We start from the raw sequence: 15,826 nt of genomic DNA on the forward strand, positions 1-15,826 counted from the left end.
CGAAGAATGTGGGCCGCGCTGCTGGCCGGCCTGCTGATGATGCTCGGACTGCAGGCGACGTCCGCCTCCGGGCAGCCCAGGGCGGAGGCGCAGGCTCCGGCCGCGGACCAGGTCCTCACCTGGACCGCCGGGAACGACATCACCAAGTACACGTCGGCGCCGGAGACGGCGGTGGCGGGTCCGGCCACGATCGTCTTCGAGAACAGTGAGGCGACCGGTAACACCACCGGCATGCCGCACACGCTGACGTTCGTGACCAGCGATCCCGAGTACAACCAGGACGTCCAGCTGAACATCCTGGCCAACCCCAACGACGACCAGGGCGGCAAGCACACCGCCGAGGTCACCCTCACCCCCGGCCGGTACCTCTACCACTGCACGATCCCCGGCCACGGGGAGATGAAGGGCGTGCTCGTGGTGACCGAGGGCGGCGGTGGCGAGGACACCACGGCACCCGCGACGTCGGCGGAGGTCGGCGGCACGCAGAACGCCGACGGCGCCTACGTCGGCTCCGCGACCGTGACCCTCGCCGCCACCGACGAGGGCGGCTCCGGCGTCGAGCGGATCGAGTACGCCATCGGCGCGGACGGCGCCTGGCAGCCGTACACCACGCCGGTCGTCGTCGACCAGGTCGGTGAGCACACGGTGCGCTACCGCGCCTTCGACAAGGCGGGCAACGCCGCCGAGGAGAAGAGCGTCACGTTCGCCGTGGCCGCCCCCGACACCGACGACACGACCGCGCCGGAGACCTCGGCGACCATCAGCGGTGAGCAGAACCCGGACGGTGCCTACATCGACATGGCGACGGTGACCGTCACCGCCTCCGACACCGGTTCCGGCGTCAACACCATCGAGTACGCCATCGGTGCCGACGGCGCCTGGCAGCCCTACACCGCGCCCGTCATGGTGCACGAGGTCGGCGAGCACACCGTGCGCTACCGCGCCACCGACAAGGCGGGCAACGTCGCGGCGGAGAAGAACGTCGCGTTCACCGTCGTCGCCGCTCCCCCCGAGGACACCACCGCCCCGGTGACCGGCGCGACCGTGGAGGGCGGCAAGGACTCCGACGGCGCCTACGTCGGCAGCGCCAAGGTGACCGTCAGCGCCACCGACGAGGGTGGTTCCGGGGTGGCCGGCATCGAGTACTCGCTGGACGCCGGGCCCTACCTGGCGTACACCGGGCCGGTCGTCGTCGACCGGGTGGGCCGGCACACCGTGGCCTACCGGGCGAGCGACAAGGCGGGCAACACCTCCGAACCGCTGACCGTGAGCTTCACGGTGGTGACGGGTCAGGTGCCGCCGCCGCCCTGCCCGGAGTACGACGAGCGTCTCACGGTGATCGTCGGCACGGTCGACACGGGTGTGCCGAACCGGGTCACCAACAACCGGTGCCGGATCAACGAGCTGATCGAGGACGAGAAGGACTGGTCCTCGCAGCAGCTGTTCCTCAAGCACGTGCGCGAGGTCGTCGAGGCGCTGCGGGACGAGGGCGTCATCGACCGGCGTGAGGGCCGGGCCATCAACAAGGCGGCCCGTCAGTCGAAGATCGGCGTGCCCGGCCAGACCGAGGGCTACCGGGCGATCCTCGACGGCTCCGAGGAGTCCTTCGCCAAGTGGCAGCAGGTGGGCGGCGGTTCGTTCGCGCTGAACGAGGACGGCTCGATCACCTCCAGCACCAGCACGCCCGGCATGGGCATGCTGTGGTTCCCGGAGCGCAAGTACGGCGACTTCTCGCTGAAGCTCCAGTGGCGGGACGACGCGGCGGGCACCGCGAACACCAACGGCGGCGTCTTCGTGCGCTTCCCGCAGGTCCACGACCACCCGGAGGAGTCCCGGCCGGAGTGGGTCGCCATCAAGTACGGGCACGAGGTGCAGGTGTTCGACAGCCCGACCGGCGACATGTACAAGTCGGGGTCGATCTACGGCTTCGACCGGGTGGGCCTGGCCGGCGCCGGGGTGACGGAGAAGGGCACCTGGAACGACTACGAGATCCGCGTGGTCGACCAGCACTACTCCATCTACCGCAACGGCAAGCTGATCAACGAGTTCGACAACACCGGCGGTCAGGACTTCTACCCGCCGCGCTCGGACGACCCGGGCACGGACGGGCGGCGGTACGCCTCCGGCTACATCGGGCTCCAGGTCCACGGCACGACGGACGTGGTGTCGTACCGGGACGTGAGGATCAAGGAGCTGTAGCTCAGCGCTTCTTCAGCTCTTCTGAGGGCGCGGCTTCTTCGCGCGGCTCGGCTGTACCCGGCTGGGTTCCCCCGGCATCTTCGGATACTCGGGCGGGTACGGCAGATCTCCGAGCCCGTGGTCGTGCTCGTCCTTCGTCGCCAGTTCCAGCAGGGCGTCGAGGGAGTGGGAACGCTCGTCCATGCCCGCGTGCACGTCGCCGAGTTCGGCGAAGCGCGCGGGCATGGTCGTGATGTCGAAGTCCTGCGGGTGGGCGACGCCCACCTCGTCCCAGGTCAGGGGCGCGGAGACCGGGGCGCCCGGGCGGGGGCGCACGGAGTAGGCGGAGGCGATGGTGCGGTCCCGGGCGGTCTGGTTGTAGTCGATGAAGATGCGCTCGCCGCGCTCCTCCTTCCACCACTTGATGGTGACCTGCTCGGGCATCCGCCGTTCCATCTCGCGGCCGACGGCGATGGCGGCGCGCCGCACCTGGGTGAAGGTCCAGCGCGGTTCGATCGGCACGAAGACGTGGATGCCGCGTCCGCCGGAGGTCTTGGGCCAGCCGCGCAGCCCGCCGAACTCCTCCAGGACGGCGCGCAGTTCGTGGGCGGCGCGGGCGGCGTCGTCGTAGTCGGTGCCGGGCTGCGGGTCGAGGTCGATGCGCAGTTCGTCGGGGTGGTCGACGTCGTCGCGGCGCACCGGCCAGGGGTGGAAGGTGAGGGTGCCGTACTGGGCGGCCCACAGCACCGCCGCCTCCTCGGTGGGGCACATCTCGTCGGCGCTGCGGCCGCTCGGGAAGGTGATGTGCGCGGTGGGGATCCAGTCGGGCATGCCCTTGGGTGCGCGCTTCTGGTAGAACCACTCGCCGGTGATGCCGTCCGGGTAGCGCTGGAGGGTGGTGGGCCTCTCGCGCAGGGCGCGCAGGATGCCGGGGGCGACCGCCTGGTAGTAGCGGGCCAGGTCGAGCTTGGTGTAGCCGTGCTCGGGGAAGAAGACCTTGCCCGGGCTGGACAGCCGCACGGTCCGTCCGCCCGCTTCCAGTTCCACCGCTTCCGCCATGCGAGCCACGGTAGGCGCACCCGGGTCACCTCGCACATCAGGCGGCGGGCCGCCCGGGGGTCCGTTCGCGTACGGACGTCCCGGGCGGCACCGCGCGCTACTCGGCCAGGGACCCGTTGCTCATGCTGACCCGGCGGCCGGTGAACCGCCGGGCCACCATGCGGTCGTGGGAGACCATGACCAGGGCGCCGCGGTAGTGGTGCAGGGCGTCCTCGAAGTCCTCCACCAGCGCGGGTGAGAGGTGGTTGGTGGGCTCGTCCAGGAGCAGCAGGTCCACCGGGTCGCGCAGCAGCCGGGCCAGCGCCAGCCGGCGCAGCTGCCCGGTGGACAGGTCGCCGACGGCCGTCCTCAGGTCGGGGAGGCGGAACAGGCCGAGGCCCAGCAGTGCCCCGCGGTGCTCGGCCGGGGCGCCGGGCAGTCCGGCCGCGTAGGCGTCCAGCAGGGTCCGCCGCGGGTGGGTGACCGCGGTCTCCTGGGGGAGCCAGCCGACGCGCTGTGGGCGTGCGCACGTGCCCCGGTCGGGGCGCAGGTCGCCGGCGAGGACCCGCAGCAGGGTGCTCTTGCCGGCGCCGTTCGCGCCGGTGACCAGGATCCGTTCGCCCGGGTCGACGGTGAAGTCGTGGACGTCGAGCCGGTCGCCGACGGTGACCCGGTGCAGGTCGGCCAGCGGGCCGTGGTGGCCCGCGTCGCCGCCCTCGACCCGCACCCGGAAGCGCAGGGGCGCCGGGGGCGGTGGCACCGGGTTCTCCTCCAGGCGCCGCACCCGTTCCTTCGCCTGCCGTACACGGGCGGAGATCTGTTTCTCCACGCTGCGCTGGTGGCGCTGGCCCTCGCGGTCGGCGTTGGCCCGGCGCCGGGGGCCGGCGGCCATGGTGTCGGCGGCGCGGCGGGCCAGGGCGCTCTGCTCGGCCAGCTCTCGCTGCCAGTCGGCGTGCTCCTGTTCCCAGCGGCGCCGGGCGCCCGCCTTGGCCCGCAGGTACCCGGCGTAGCCGCCGCCGTGCCGGTGCACGGTGCGGCGCTCGCCGTCCACCTCCCACAGGGCGGTGGCGACGCGTTCCAGGAAGACGCGGTCGTGGGAGACCGCCAGGACGCTGCCGCGGTGGGCGCGCAGGTGCTCCTCCAGCCACTCGACGGCCGGTACGTCGAGGTGGTTGGTCGGTTCGTCGAGCAGCAGGAGCTGGGGTGCGGCCGCCAGCAGGCAGGCCAGGCCCAGGCGGGCCTGCTCGCCGCCCGAGAGGCTGCCGAGGCGCCGGTCGGGGGTGATGTGCCGCAGGCCCAGTCCGTGCAGGGCGGACTCGACGCGGGCGTCGGCCGCGTAGCCGTCACGGGCCTCGAACGCCTCCAGGAGCTCGCCGTACGTGGCGAGCAGCCCGTCGAGTTCGTCGGGGCCGGCCTCGGTCAGCGCCTGCTCGGCCCGGCGCAGGGCGTCCTCCAGGTCCCGCAGGTCGGCGAGGGCGTGGTCGACGGCGTCCTGGACGGTGTCGTCCGGGGGGAGGTCGGGGGTCTGCGGCAGGTATCCGGCGCCGCCCGGGGCGTGGACGCGGACGTGTCCGGCGTCGGGCCGGTCGGTGCCGGCCAGCAGGCGCAGCAGGGTCGACTTGCCGGTGCCGTTCTCGCCGACGACGCCGATGCGCTCGCCGAGGGACACCGACTGGTGGACGCCGTCCAGGAGCGGCCGGCCTCCGGGAGCGCGGACGACGTCGTCCAGGACGACCTGGAAGGCGCCCGAGCCGGGCGTGGACGTGGCAGGGGTGGTGGGGCAGGTGGGGGCGTCAGAGGTACGCCGGTGCATGGGTGATCCGCCATATCGGAAGAAGTGAACAGGTGACCGATACGGAGCGGGGCAGCCGGAATCACGCCGCTTGCGCGCGGCGGCATCGGCGCCCGGTCTCCCGGGGCGGTATCAGATGTAGAAGTAGTAGAACCTGATCACATGGCAAGGCTAACAGGCGGGCTCCAGCGGCCGCTCCTAGAGTCGGACCATGACCCTGGACCTGCCCGTCATGCCGCCCGTGAAGCCGATGCTCGCCAAGTCCGTGGCGAAGATCCCGCCGGGCATGCACTACGAGGCCAAGTGGGACGGTTTCCGGTCGATCATGTTCCGCGACGGTGCCGAGGTCGAGCTCGGCAGCCGCACCGGGAAGCCGCTGACCAGGTACTTCCCGGAGCTGGTGGCGGCGGTGCGGGAGCGGTTGCCCGAGCGGTGCGTGGTGGACGGCGAGATCGTGATCGCGCGGGAGGGCCACCTGGACTTCGACGCGCTGACCGAGCGGATCCACCCGGCGGACTCCCGGGTGCGGATGCTGGCCGAGAAGACACCGGCCTCGCTGGTGGCCTTCGACCTGCTGGCCCTGGACGACGAGTCACTGCTGGACGCGCCGCTCGCGGACCGGCGGGCGCTGCTGGTGCGGTCGCTGTCCGGGGTCACCCCGCCGGTGCACGTGGCGCCGGCGACGGACGACATCGAGGTGGCCCGGCAGTGGTTCGAGCAGTACGAGGGGGCCGGGCTGGACGGGGTCGTCGCCAAGCCGCTCGACCTGCGCTACCGCCAGGACGAACGGGCCATGTACAAGGTCAAGCACGAGCGGACGGCGGACGTGGTCGTCGCCGGGTACCGCCTGCACAAGAGCGGCCCCGTGGTCGGCTCGTTGCTGCTCGGCCTCTACGACGACAAGGGCGCCCTCCAGCACGTGGGCGTCAGCGCGGCGTTCACGATGAAGCGGCGCGCCGAGCTGGTGGAGGAGCTGGAGCCGTTGCGCATGGACGACGTCCGGGGCCACCCGTGGGCGGCGTGGGCCGAGGAGTCGGCGCACGAGTCGGCGCGGCTGCCCGGCGCGCCCAGCCGCTGGTCGGGCAAGAAGGACCTGTCCTGGGTTCCGCTGCGGCCGGAGCGGGTGGTCGAGGTGGCGTACGACCACATGGAGAACGGGGCGCGCTTCAGACACACCGCCCGCTTCCGCCGCTGGCGCCCGGACCGGACGCCGGAGAGCTGCACCTACGCCCAGCTGGAGGAGCCGGTCCGCTACGACCTGGCGGAGATCCTGGGCGGCCCCTGAGACCGCCGCCGGATCAGGGCTTCATGAGCACCTTGACCGCGCCGTCCTGCTTCTTCTGAAACATCTCGTACGCGTGCGGCGCGTCCGTCAGCGGCACCCGGTGGGTGGCGAAGTCGTCGACGCCGAGGGGGTCGTCGTCGGTGAGGTACGGGATGATCTCGTCGCTCCAGCGGCGCACGTTGGCCTGCCCCATCCGCAGCTGGATCTGCTTGTCGAACAGGGTGAGCATCGGCATCGGGTCGGCCATGCCGCCGTACACGCCGGACAGCGAGATCGTGCCGCCGCGCCGGACCAGGTCGATGGCGGTGTAGAGGGCGGCGAGCCGGTCGACGCTGAACCGCTCGGCCAGCGGGCCGCCGATGGCCCGGGGCATCACCGCGGCGGCCTGCTGGATCAGCTTGGCGGTGGCGCCACCGTGCGCCTCGGTGCCGACCGCGTCGATCACGGCGTCCGGTCCACGGCCGCCGGTCTCGTCCTGGATCGCCGCGACGAGTTCCTTCTCGTTGTCGAAGGAGCGCAGGTCGTAGGTCTCCACGCCGCGCTCGCGGGCTCGTCGCAGCCGCTCCGGCACCAGGTCGATGCCGAAGACCCGCGCGACCCCCTTCGCCCGGGCGACCCGGCAGGCCATGTCGCCGATCGGGCCGAGGCCGAGCACCGCGACGGTGCCGCCCTGCGGGACGGCGGCGTACTCGACCGCCTGCCAGGCGGTGGGCAGCACGTCGGAGAGGTAGACGAAGCGGTCGTCGGCCGGCCCCTCGGGCACCTTGATCGGCCCGTACTGGGCCTGCGGCACGCGCAGGTACTCGGCCTGACCGCCGGGGATCGCACCGTACAGGCGGGTGTAGCCGAACAGCGGGGCGCCCATGCCCTCGCCGGTGACCTGGGTCGTCTCGCACTGGGTCGGCAGTCCGGTGCCGCACATGAAGCAGTGCCCGCACGCGATCTGGAACGGGACGACGACCCGGTCGCCGGGCTTCAGTCCGTTCACCTCGGACCCGACCTCCTCCACGATGCCCATGGGCTCGTGTCCGAGGATGTCGCCCGGCGTCATGAACGGCGTGAGCACCTCGTACAGGTGCAGGTCGGAGCCGCACAGTCCGGAGGACGTGACGCGGATGACGGCGTCCGTCGGCTCCTGGATCTTCGGGTCGGGCACCTCCTCCACCCGCACGTCCCGCTTGCCCTGCCACGTCACTGCCTTCATCGCCTCGCGCTCCCTCCGTCGCCCGTGCGCGTCGGTCTTGCGTCCGCGGCCGGGTACCCGGGCGGTCGTCCGCCGAACCGTGGACCCGTTTCGTCCGAACAGCGGATTATGCGCCCGTCTCCGCGTGCCGTATCAGTTCCGGTCAGGTATCGCACTAAAAGCTCTTAATAGTTTCAAAGAGCGCACAATCGATGACAGAGGACGGGCGGCGGGTGGTCGGAATGCGACGAAGGACGCACAGGTGGCGAGGCGGTGCGCTGCTGACGGCGGCGGTGGCGGTCTCGCTGGCGGCGGTGGGATGCACGAGTGGGCCCGGGGCACGCGAGGACGGACGGGCACCGAGCCCGGAGAGCTCGGCGAGCACCGAGGCGGGCCACCCGGCGTCGGTGCTGGCCGTGAAGGTGGACAACGTGCGCCAGGCGCGCCCGCAGACGGGCCTGGAGGCGGCGGACGTGGTCTACGTGGAACCGGTGGAGGCCGGACTGAGCCGCCTGATGGCGGTCTACGCGACCGAGCTGCCGGAGTCGGTCGGGCCGGTGCGCAGCGCCCGCGAGTCGGACCTCGACCTGCTGCGCCAGTTCGACCGGCCGACGCTGGCGTTCTCCGGCGCGCAGAGCAAGCTGCTGCCGCTCATCGACAAGGCGCCGCTGCGTGCGGAGCCGCCGGGCGAGGACTCCGACGCCTACGTCCGCGACGCGGACCGGCCCGCCCCGCACAACCTCTACGTGCGTCCCGGCCGGCTGCTGTCCGGGCCTCCCGGGGCCGACGCTCTGACCACGGGTTTCCGCTACGGCGAGAAGACACCCGCAGGCGGCCGGGAAGTGTCGTCGCGCACGGTGCGCTACCCGTCGGCGTCCTTCACCTTCACCTGGTCCGAGAGCCGTGACCGCTGGCTGGTCGGCATGGACGGCGACCCGGCCCGCACGGCCGACGGCGGGCGCCTCGCGCCGGCGACGGTCGTCGTGCAGCACGTGGACGTGCGCGAGTCCGACTTCCGGGACTTCCGGGGCAACTACTCGCCCTACGTCGAGTCGGTCGGTTCCGGGGAGGCGGAGGTGCTGCGCGACGGACGCGTGTACGACGCGACCTGGAAGCGCGGCACGGCGACGGACGGCACCGCCTTCACCGCCCGGAACGGCACGCCTGTGGACTTCGCCGAGGGCCAGGTGTGGGTGGTGTTCGTCGACTCGACGACCTCGGCGGACAAGTCCTGACCCGTGGCCCTGATCAGCCCGGCGCGTTCGCCGGTTCGGCCGGGTTGCGGAGCCCTTCGGCGGCGTCCGCGACCCGGCGGATGAGGTCGAAGAACACGGTCTGCTCGTCGGCGGAGAGCGGGGCGAGGAAGACCTGGTTCATGCGGGCCGTGCGCAGGGCCAGCTTGCGGTGGACGCGGCGGCCCTCGTCGGTCGGGCGCAGCAGGAAACGGCGGCCGTCCTGCGGGTCGCGGACCTTGTCCAGCAGCCCGCGGCGGCCGAGCCGGGTGATCACCTCGGCGATGGTGGACCGGTCCAGCCCCACCCGCTCCCCCGCCGTGCGCTGGTCCAGCCCCGGCTCGGCGACCAGGGCGTTGAGGACCGCGAACTGCGGCGAGGTGATCTCCTCGGAGACCATCGTGTTCCACAGCAGGTAGTGCGCCTGCTGCAGCCGCCGGGCCAGGTGCCCGGGGTGGGTGGTCAGGTCGACCGCGGCCATGTGCGCTCCTGTGGTCATTTCGTCGGTGCACTGACGATACATCGGGCGCACTTCGGCTGTCCGTGGCCGGGCCAGGCGATCTACCTCCCATTTTCCCAGGTCTTGACGCTTCGGGCGTCCGGTGGCAGCGTGTGGGGAACCTCGCTGAAATACTCAGTGCCCTGATTAATTTGAAGAGATGGGGCTTCTCGGATGGACAAGGTGGTGGCCGCGGCCGCCGAGGCGGTCGCCGACATACCGGACGGCGCGTCGCTCGCCGTGGGCGGCTTCGGCCTCAGTGGTGTGCCCAATGTGCTGATCCAGGCGCTGTACGAGCGCGGTACCGGTGGACTGTCGGTCGTCTCCAACAATTGCGGGGCGATGGAGTCCGGGCTGGCGGTGCTGCTGGCGGCGGGGCGGATCGCCCGGGTGACCGGCTCCTACATCGGGGCGAACAAGGAGTTCGCACGCCAGTACCTCGGCGGTGAGCTGGAGGTGGAGATGATCCCGCAGGGCACGCTGGCCGAGCGGCTGCGGGCCGGCGGGGCCGGGATCCCCGCCTTCTACACCCCGGCCGGGGTGGGCACGCAGGTCGCCGACGGCGGGCTGCCATGGCGCTACGACGGCTCCGGCGGGGTCGCGCTGGCGTCGCCGCCGAAGGAGGTCCGCGAGTTCGACGGCACGGAGTACGTGCTGGAGCGCGGCATCCGCACCGACTTCGCGCTGGTGCGGGCGGCCAGGGGCGACCGGCACGGGAACCTGGTGTTCAACAAGTCCTCCCGGAACTTCAATCCGCTGGCGGCGATGGCGGGCCGGGTGACGGTCGCCGAGGTGGAGGAGCTGGTCGAGCCGGGCGGGATCGACCCGGACGCGGTGCACCTGCCGGGGATCTTCGTGCAGCGGGTGGTCGCGCTGACGACCGAGCAGGCGGCGGACAAGAGGATCGAGCGGCGGACGGTGAGTTCCTGATGGCCTGGACGCGTGAACAGATGGCCGCGCGGGCGGCCCGGGAGCTGCGGGACGGCCAGTACGTCAACCTCGGCATCGGCCTGCCGACGCTGATCCCGAACTACCTCCCCGAGGGCGTGGAGGTGACCCTGGAGTCCGAGAACGGCATCCTGGGCACCGGCCGCTACCCGACCGACGACGAGGTGGACCCGGACCTGATCAACGCCGGCAAGGAGACCGTCACCGTCCTGCCGGGCGCCTCCTTCTTCGACTCGGCGCTCTCCTTCGGCATGATCCGCGGCGGGCACATCGACGTCGCGGTCCTGGGCGCGATGCAGGTGTCCGCCGCGGGTGACCTGGCCAACTGGGCCATCCCCGGCAAGATGATCACCGGGATCGGCGGCGCGATGGACCTGGTCCACGGCGCCCGCACCGTGATCGTCGTGATGACCCACACCGCCAAGGACGGCTCGCCCAAGATCCTCCAGGAGTGCGCGCTGCCGCTCACGGGCAAGGCGTGTGTGAAACGGATCATCACCGACCTCGGTGTCCTGGACGTCACCGACGACGGCCTCGTCCTGGTCGAGTGCGCGCCGGGTGCGACCGTCGACGAGATCACCGCCCAGACCGACGCCAAGCTCACCGTCGCGGAGGACCTGAAGTGAAGGACGTCTACGTCGTCGACGCGGTCCGCACCCCGTTCGGCAAGTACAACGGCTCCCTGACGGGCGTACGCCCGGACGACCTGGCCGCACACGCCATCCGTGAACTCCTCGGCCGCACACCCGGCCTGGACCCGTCCCGCGTCGACGACGTGTACTTCGGCAACGCCAACGGGGCCGGCGAGGAGAACCGCAACGTCGCCCGCATGGCCGCCCTCCTGGCAGGCCTGCCCACCACCGTCCCCGGCGTGACCGTGAACCGGCTGTGCGCCTCCGGCCTCGAAGCGGTGATCCAGGCCGCCCGCGCCATCGCCGTCGGCGACGCGTCGATCGCGCTGGCGGGCGGCGTGGAGTCCATGACCCGCGCCCCCTACGTGCTGCCCAAGTCGGACCGGCCCTTCCCCGCCGGGCACACCGAGCTGTACTCGACCACCCTGGGCTGGCGCATGGTCAACCCGCGGATGGACCCGCAGTGGACCATCCCCCTCGGCGAGTCGGCCGAACTCATTGCCGACAAGCACAAGATCTCCCGCGAGCAGCAGGACGAGTACGCCCTCGCCTCCCACCACAAGGCCGCCCGCGCCCAGGCCGACGGCCTGTTCGACGGCGAACTCGCGCCGGTCCCGGTGCCGCAGCGCAAGGGCGACCCGGTCGACTACGCCGCCGACGAATGCGTACGCCCCACCGCGTCCCTGGAGGCGATGGCGAAGCTCAAGCCGTCCTTCCGCAAGACCGACGGCACGGTCACCGCCGGGAACGCCTCGCCGCTCAACGACGGCGCCGCGGCGCTCCTCCTGGTCGACGAGGAGGGCCTGAAGGCCACCGGCCGCGAACCCCTCGCCCGGATCTCCGCCACGGGTGCCTCGGCGACCGACCCGCACTACTTCGGGCTCGCGCCGGTCGAGGCCGTGAACCGCGCCCTCGCCAAGGCCGGCCGCACCTTCGCCGACCTGGACGTCCTCGAACTCAACGAGGCGTTCGCCGCCCAGGTGCTGGGCTGCGTCGCCGAGTGGCCCGACTTCGACCCCGCGATCCTCAATCCCCAGGGCGGAGCCATCGCGCTGGGCCACCCGCTGGGCGCCTCCGGTGCCCGCCTCGCCGGCACCGTCGCCCACCAGCTCGCCCGCAAGGGAAGCGGCACCGGCGTCGCCACCCTCTGCATCGGCGTCGGCCAGGGCCTCGCCCTCGTCCTCGACCGCTAGTCACCCACGGGACCTCCAATGACTCTCACCCAGCACGACATCGACGCGGAGATCGCGGCCGAGCACGCCGCGTACGAGAAGCGGGTCGCCGACGGCGGGCCCGTCGAGCACCACCCGCGCCGCGACTACGCCCCGTACCGTTCCTCGGTGCTGCGCCACCCCAAGCAGCCGCCGATCGCCATCGACGTGACCAAGGACCCGGAGCTGGTGGAGCTGTCCTCCCCCGCCTTCGGCGAACGGGACATCACGGTCGTCGACAACGACCTGACCCGGCAGCACACCGGGGAGCCGGTCGGCGAGCGGATCACCGTCTCCGGCCGCCTGCTCGACCGGAACGGCAAGCCCGTGCGCGGCCAGCTCGTGGAGATCTGGCAGGCCAACTCGGCCGGCCGCTACGCCCACCAGCGCGAGCAGCACGACGCGCCGCTGGACCCGAACTTCACCGGAGTGGGCCGCACCCTCTCCGACGACGACGGCTTCTACCGCTTCACCACCGTGCAGCCGGGCCCCTACCCGTGGCGCAACCACGTCAACGCCTGGCGCCCGGCCCACATCCACTTCTCGGTGTTCGGCTCGGCGTTCACACAGCGGCTCGTGACGCAGATGTACTTCCCGAACGACCCGCTGTTCCCGTACGACCCGATCCTCCAGTCCGTGACGGACGACGCCGCCCGGCAGCGGCTCATAGCGACGTACGACCACAGCCTGTCCGTGCCCGAGTTCTCGCTCGGCTACCACTGGGACATCGTGCTCGACGGCCCGAACGCCACCTGGATCGAAGAAGGACGCTGACCGCCATGACGAAGATCGACACCAGCAGCCCGGAGAACGTGCTGCCGACGCCGTCGCACACGGTCGGCCCGTTCTACGGGTACGCGCTGCCCTTCCGCGGCGGCGAGGACATCGCGCCCGTCGGCCACCCCGACACGATCACGGTGCACGGGTACGTGTACGACGGCGAGGGCGACCCGCTGCCGGACGCGCTGCTGGAGGTGTGGGGGCCGGGCCCGGACGGCGAGCTGCCGACCGCCGACGGCTCGATGCGGCGCGACCCGGCCTCCGGCGGCTTCCTCGGCCGCAACGGCGTGGAGTTCACCGGCTTCGGCCGCATCCAGACCGACGCGAACGGCCACTGGTACGCGCGGACCCTTCGCCCAGGCGCACGGGGGAACAGCGCGCCGTACGTCAGCGTGTGCGTGTTCGCGCGCGGGCTGCTGGTGCACCTGTTCACCCGGATCTACCTGCCGGGCGACGCGGCGGCGCTGGCCGCGGACCCGCTGCTGTCCCGGGTGGACGCCGGGCGCCGCGACACGCTGATCGCCGTGGACGAGGGCCACGGGACGTACCGTTTCGACATCCGCCTTCAGGGCGAAGGCGAGACGGTCTTCCTGGAGTTCCAGTGACATCAGCTGCCGACACGGGCCTGCTCGCCCCCGGGTGGGCGGGCACACCGGCCGCCGACGCGACCGACGACCGCGCCCAGCTGCGGGCGCTTCTTGACGCGGAGGCGGCCCTGACCCGGGCCCAGGCCGCACTGGGACTCGCCCCCGCCGAGGCGGCGGCCGCGGTGACCGAGGCGGCCGACCCCGCCCGCTTCGACGCGCGCTCCCTGGCCGAGCGCGCCCGCGCCGGCGGGAATCCGGTGATCCCGCTGGTGGCCGACTTGACCAAGGCGGTCGGCGAGGAGTACGGGCCGTACGTCCACCGGGGCGCGACCAGCCAGGACATCCTGGATACGGCGACGATGCTGGTCGCCGCCCGCACCCTCGATCTGCTGCTCCCCGACCTCGCCCGCACCGAACGGGCGCTGGCCCGGCTGGCCGCCGACCACCGGGACACGGCGATGCCGGGCCGGACGCTCACCCAGCACGCCGTGCCGACGACCTTCGGACTGAAGGCGGCCGGCTGGCGCACGCTGGTGCTGGACGCGCGGGACCGGATCACCGCCGTACGCGGCGGGCTGCCCGCCCAGCTCGGCGGCGCGGCGGGCACCCTGGCGGCCTTCGAGGCGTACGGGGCCGCGGAGCCGGTCGCGCTGCCGACGGCGTACGCGCGCGAACTGGACCTGCGTGCACCGCTGTTGCCCTGGCACACCCTGCGCACCCCGGTGGCCGACCTGGCCGGCTGCCTCGCCTTCGCCGCCGGGGCCCTCGGGAAGATCGCCACGGACGTGCTGACGCTGTCCCGCACCGAGATCGGCGAGGTGGCCGAGGGCAGCGGTGGCGGTTCGTCCGCGATGCCGCACAAGGCCAACCCCGTACGGTCCACGCTGATCGCGGCGGCGGCCCGGCGCGCGCCGCAGCTCGCGGCCACGCTGTACGGCTCGCTGGCCGCCGGGGACGAGCGGCCGGCCGGGGCCTGGCACGCCGAGTGGGAGCCGCTGCGGGACCTGCTGCGGCTCACCGGCGGCGCGGCCCGGGACGCCGCCGAGCTGACCGAAGGGCTCCGGGTGCGCCCGGACGTCATGCGCGCGCACCTCGGCCTGACGCACGGGCTGATCGTGTCCGAGCGGCTCTCCGCCGAACTGGCGCCGGTGCTCGGGCGGGCCCGCGCCAAGGAGCTGCTGACCGAGCTGGCCCGGCGGACGTACGCCGAGAACCGCAGTCTGGGCGAGCTGCTGGCCGAGGTGCCTGAATTGAAGGACGTCGACCTCGGCTCACTGACCGACCCCGCCCGTTATACCGGCTCCGCGGGAGCCCTGACCGACCGTGCTCTGGAGCGACGTTGACCCTCCTCAACCACCTGACCGAAGGCCCCGCCTCCGCTCCCCCGCTGCTGCTCGGGCCCTCGCTGGGCACCTCGTACGCCCTGTGGGACAAGGTGGCGCCGGAGCTGTCCATCGGCCACCGGGTGGTCCGCTGGGACCTGCCCGGTCACGGCGGTTCGGCGGCGGAGCTGATCGGGCCGGGCGCCACCGTCGGCGACCTCGCCGGTCTGGTGCTCGCGCTCGCCGACTCGCTCGGGGTGGAACGGTTCGCCTACGCGGGCGTGTCGCTGGGCGGCGCGGTGGGGCTGCACCTGGCCGTGCACCATCCCGAGCGGGTGTCGTCGCTGGCCGTCGTCTGCTCGTCGGCGCACTTCAACGGTGCCAAGGCGTGGGAGGAGCGGGCCGCGACGGTGCGCGCGGAAGGGCTGGCGAAGCTCGCGGACGGGGCGGACGGGCGGTGGTTCACGCCCGGGTTCACCGTGCCGCGGCTGGTCCAGGACCACCGGGACGCCGACCCCGGGGCGTACGCCGCCTGCTGCGACGCGTTGGCCGCCTTCGACCTGCGGGACCGGCTCGGCGAGATCGGCGTGCCGACGCTGCTGATCGCGGGCCGCGAGGACCCGGCGACACCGCCCGCTCATCTGCGGGAGATCGCCGACGCGGTGCCGGGCGCGACGCTGACCGAGCTGCCGGGCGCCTCGCACCTGGCGCCGGCGGAGCGGCCCGAGGCGGTGCTGACCGCGCTGCGGGCGCACTTCGACGGCGGCGCCCGGCGGGGCATGGCGGTGCGGCGCGAGGTGCTGGGCGACGCGCACGTGGACCGGGCGCAGGGGCGGCAGACCCCCTTCACGGCGCGTTTCCAGGACTTCATCTCGCGCTACGCCTGGGGAGAGATCTGGACGGACGAGACGCTGTCCCGCCGCGAGCGGAGCATGATCACGCTGACCGCGCTGGTCGCGCACGGCCACTACGAGGAGCTGGCGATGCACGTGCGGGCGGCGCGACGCAACGGACTGTCGCCGGACGAGATCGGCGCGGTGCTGCTGCAGACGGCGGTGTACTGCGGGGTCCCGGCGGCGAACTCGGCGTTCGCGGCGGCCCAGCGGGTGCTGGCCGAGGAGGACGGCGCGGCCGGCTGA

Annotated in this window: 14 protein-coding genes; 10 read left to right on the top strand and 4 right to left on the bottom strand. The window is 72.6% G+C overall.

All coding sequences use genetic code 11. The features are described 5' to 3' along the window. Positions 1-6: 6 nt before the first annotated feature. Complete coding sequence (locus tag KUM03_RS30830) at positions 7-2,199, top strand: OmpL47-type beta-barrel domain-containing protein (protein WP_217253775.1); 2,193 nt, start codon at positions 7-9, stop codon at positions 2,197-2,199. 12 nt (positions 2,200-2,211) lie between these two features. On the opposite strand, the gene ligD is transcribed toward KUM03_RS30830, so the two are convergent. After that, complete coding sequence (ligD, locus tag KUM03_RS30835; protein WP_217253777.1) at positions 2,212-3,237, bottom strand: non-homologous end-joining DNA ligase; 1,026 nt, start codon at positions 3,235-3,237, stop codon at positions 2,212-2,214. A gap of 97 nt (positions 3,238-3,334) precedes the next feature. Further along, positions 3,335-5,029, bottom strand: coding sequence for a TlrC/CarA/OleB/SrmB family ABC-F type ribosomal protection protein (locus KUM03_RS30840; RefSeq protein ID WP_217253779.1), 1,695 nt, complete (start codon positions 5,027-5,029; stop codon positions 3,335-3,337). 196 nt (positions 5,030-5,225) lie between these two features. Here KUM03_RS30840 and KUM03_RS30845 point away from each other — a divergent pair, with 196 nt between their 5' ends. Then, on the top strand, positions 5,226-6,293 hold the full coding sequence (locus tag KUM03_RS30845; protein ID WP_217254080.1) for an ATP-dependent DNA ligase: 1,068 nt from the start codon (positions 5,226-5,228) through the stop codon (positions 6,291-6,293). A gap of 13 nt (positions 6,294-6,306) precedes the next feature. On the opposite strand, the gene KUM03_RS30850 is transcribed toward KUM03_RS30845, so the two are convergent. Beyond that, positions 6,307-7,497, bottom strand: coding sequence for a zinc-dependent alcohol dehydrogenase (locus KUM03_RS30850; RefSeq protein ID WP_217253781.1), 1,191 nt, complete (start codon positions 7,495-7,497; stop codon positions 6,307-6,309). A gap of 221 nt (positions 7,498-7,718) precedes the next feature. On the opposite strand from KUM03_RS30850, the gene KUM03_RS30855 reads away from it, so the two are divergent. Next, the gene (locus KUM03_RS30855; RefSeq protein ID WP_217253783.1) at positions 7,719-8,711 is read left to right on the top strand and encodes a DUF3048 domain-containing protein; all 993 of its coding nucleotides are present in this window, start codon (positions 7,719-7,721) and stop codon (positions 8,709-8,711) included. A 13-nt stretch (positions 8,712-8,724) separates the two neighbouring features. Here KUM03_RS30855 and KUM03_RS30860 read toward each other — a convergent pair whose 3' ends face one another. Then, positions 8,725-9,189 carry a MarR family winged helix-turn-helix transcriptional regulator gene (locus KUM03_RS30860; RefSeq protein WP_217253785.1) on the bottom strand — a complete coding sequence of 155 codons (465 nt, stop codon included), beginning with the start codon at positions 9,187-9,189 and terminating at the stop codon, positions 8,725-8,727. 192 nt (positions 9,190-9,381) lie between these two features. On the opposite strand from KUM03_RS30860, the gene KUM03_RS30865 reads away from it, so the two are divergent. From KUM03_RS30865 to pcaD, 7 genes are read left to right on the top strand one after another with little or no spacing between them, the layout of a single operon-like run. Then, positions 9,382-10,137 carry a CoA transferase subunit A gene (locus KUM03_RS30865; RefSeq protein WP_217253787.1) on the top strand — a complete coding sequence of 252 codons (756 nt, stop codon included), beginning with the start codon at positions 9,382-9,384 and terminating at the stop codon, positions 10,135-10,137. Continuing rightward, entirely contained in the window at positions 10,137-10,781 is a 645-nt protein-coding gene (locus KUM03_RS30870) for a CoA transferase subunit B (protein WP_217253789.1), read from the top strand. Before KUM03_RS30865 ends, KUM03_RS30870 begins: the two co-directional genes overlap by 1 nt. Continuing rightward, complete coding sequence (locus KUM03_RS30875) at positions 10,778-11,980, top strand: thiolase family protein (RefSeq protein WP_217253791.1); 1,203 nt, start codon at positions 10,778-10,780, stop codon at positions 11,978-11,980. Before KUM03_RS30870 ends, KUM03_RS30875 begins: the two co-directional genes overlap by 4 nt. A gap of 18 nt (positions 11,981-11,998) precedes the next feature. Further along, the gene (gene pcaH, locus KUM03_RS30880) at positions 11,999-12,772 is read left to right on the top strand and encodes a protocatechuate 3,4-dioxygenase subunit beta (RefSeq protein WP_217253793.1); all 774 of its coding nucleotides are present in this window, start codon (positions 11,999-12,001) and stop codon (positions 12,770-12,772) included. 5 nt (positions 12,773-12,777) lie between these two features. After that, positions 12,778-13,383, top strand: coding sequence for a protocatechuate 3,4-dioxygenase subunit alpha (gene pcaG, locus KUM03_RS30885; protein ID WP_217253795.1), 606 nt, complete (start codon positions 12,778-12,780; stop codon positions 13,381-13,383). Next, positions 13,380-14,708, top strand: a complete 1,329-nt coding sequence (pcaB, locus tag KUM03_RS30890) for a 3-carboxy-cis,cis-muconate cycloisomerase (RefSeq protein ID WP_217253798.1) — start codon at positions 13,380-13,382, stop codon at positions 14,706-14,708. Before pcaG ends, pcaB begins: the two co-directional genes overlap by 4 nt. After that, complete coding sequence (pcaD, locus tag KUM03_RS30895; RefSeq protein WP_217253801.1) at positions 14,705-15,826, top strand: 3-oxoadipate enol-lactonase; 1,122 nt, start codon at positions 14,705-14,707, stop codon at positions 15,824-15,826. The genes pcaB and pcaD overlap by 4 nt, the downstream gene beginning before the upstream one ends.

Source organism: Streptomyces sp. AC602_WCS936 (genome assembly GCF_019049125.1).
Classification (GTDB): Bacteria; Actinomycetota; Actinomycetes; order Streptomycetales; family Streptomycetaceae; genus Streptomyces.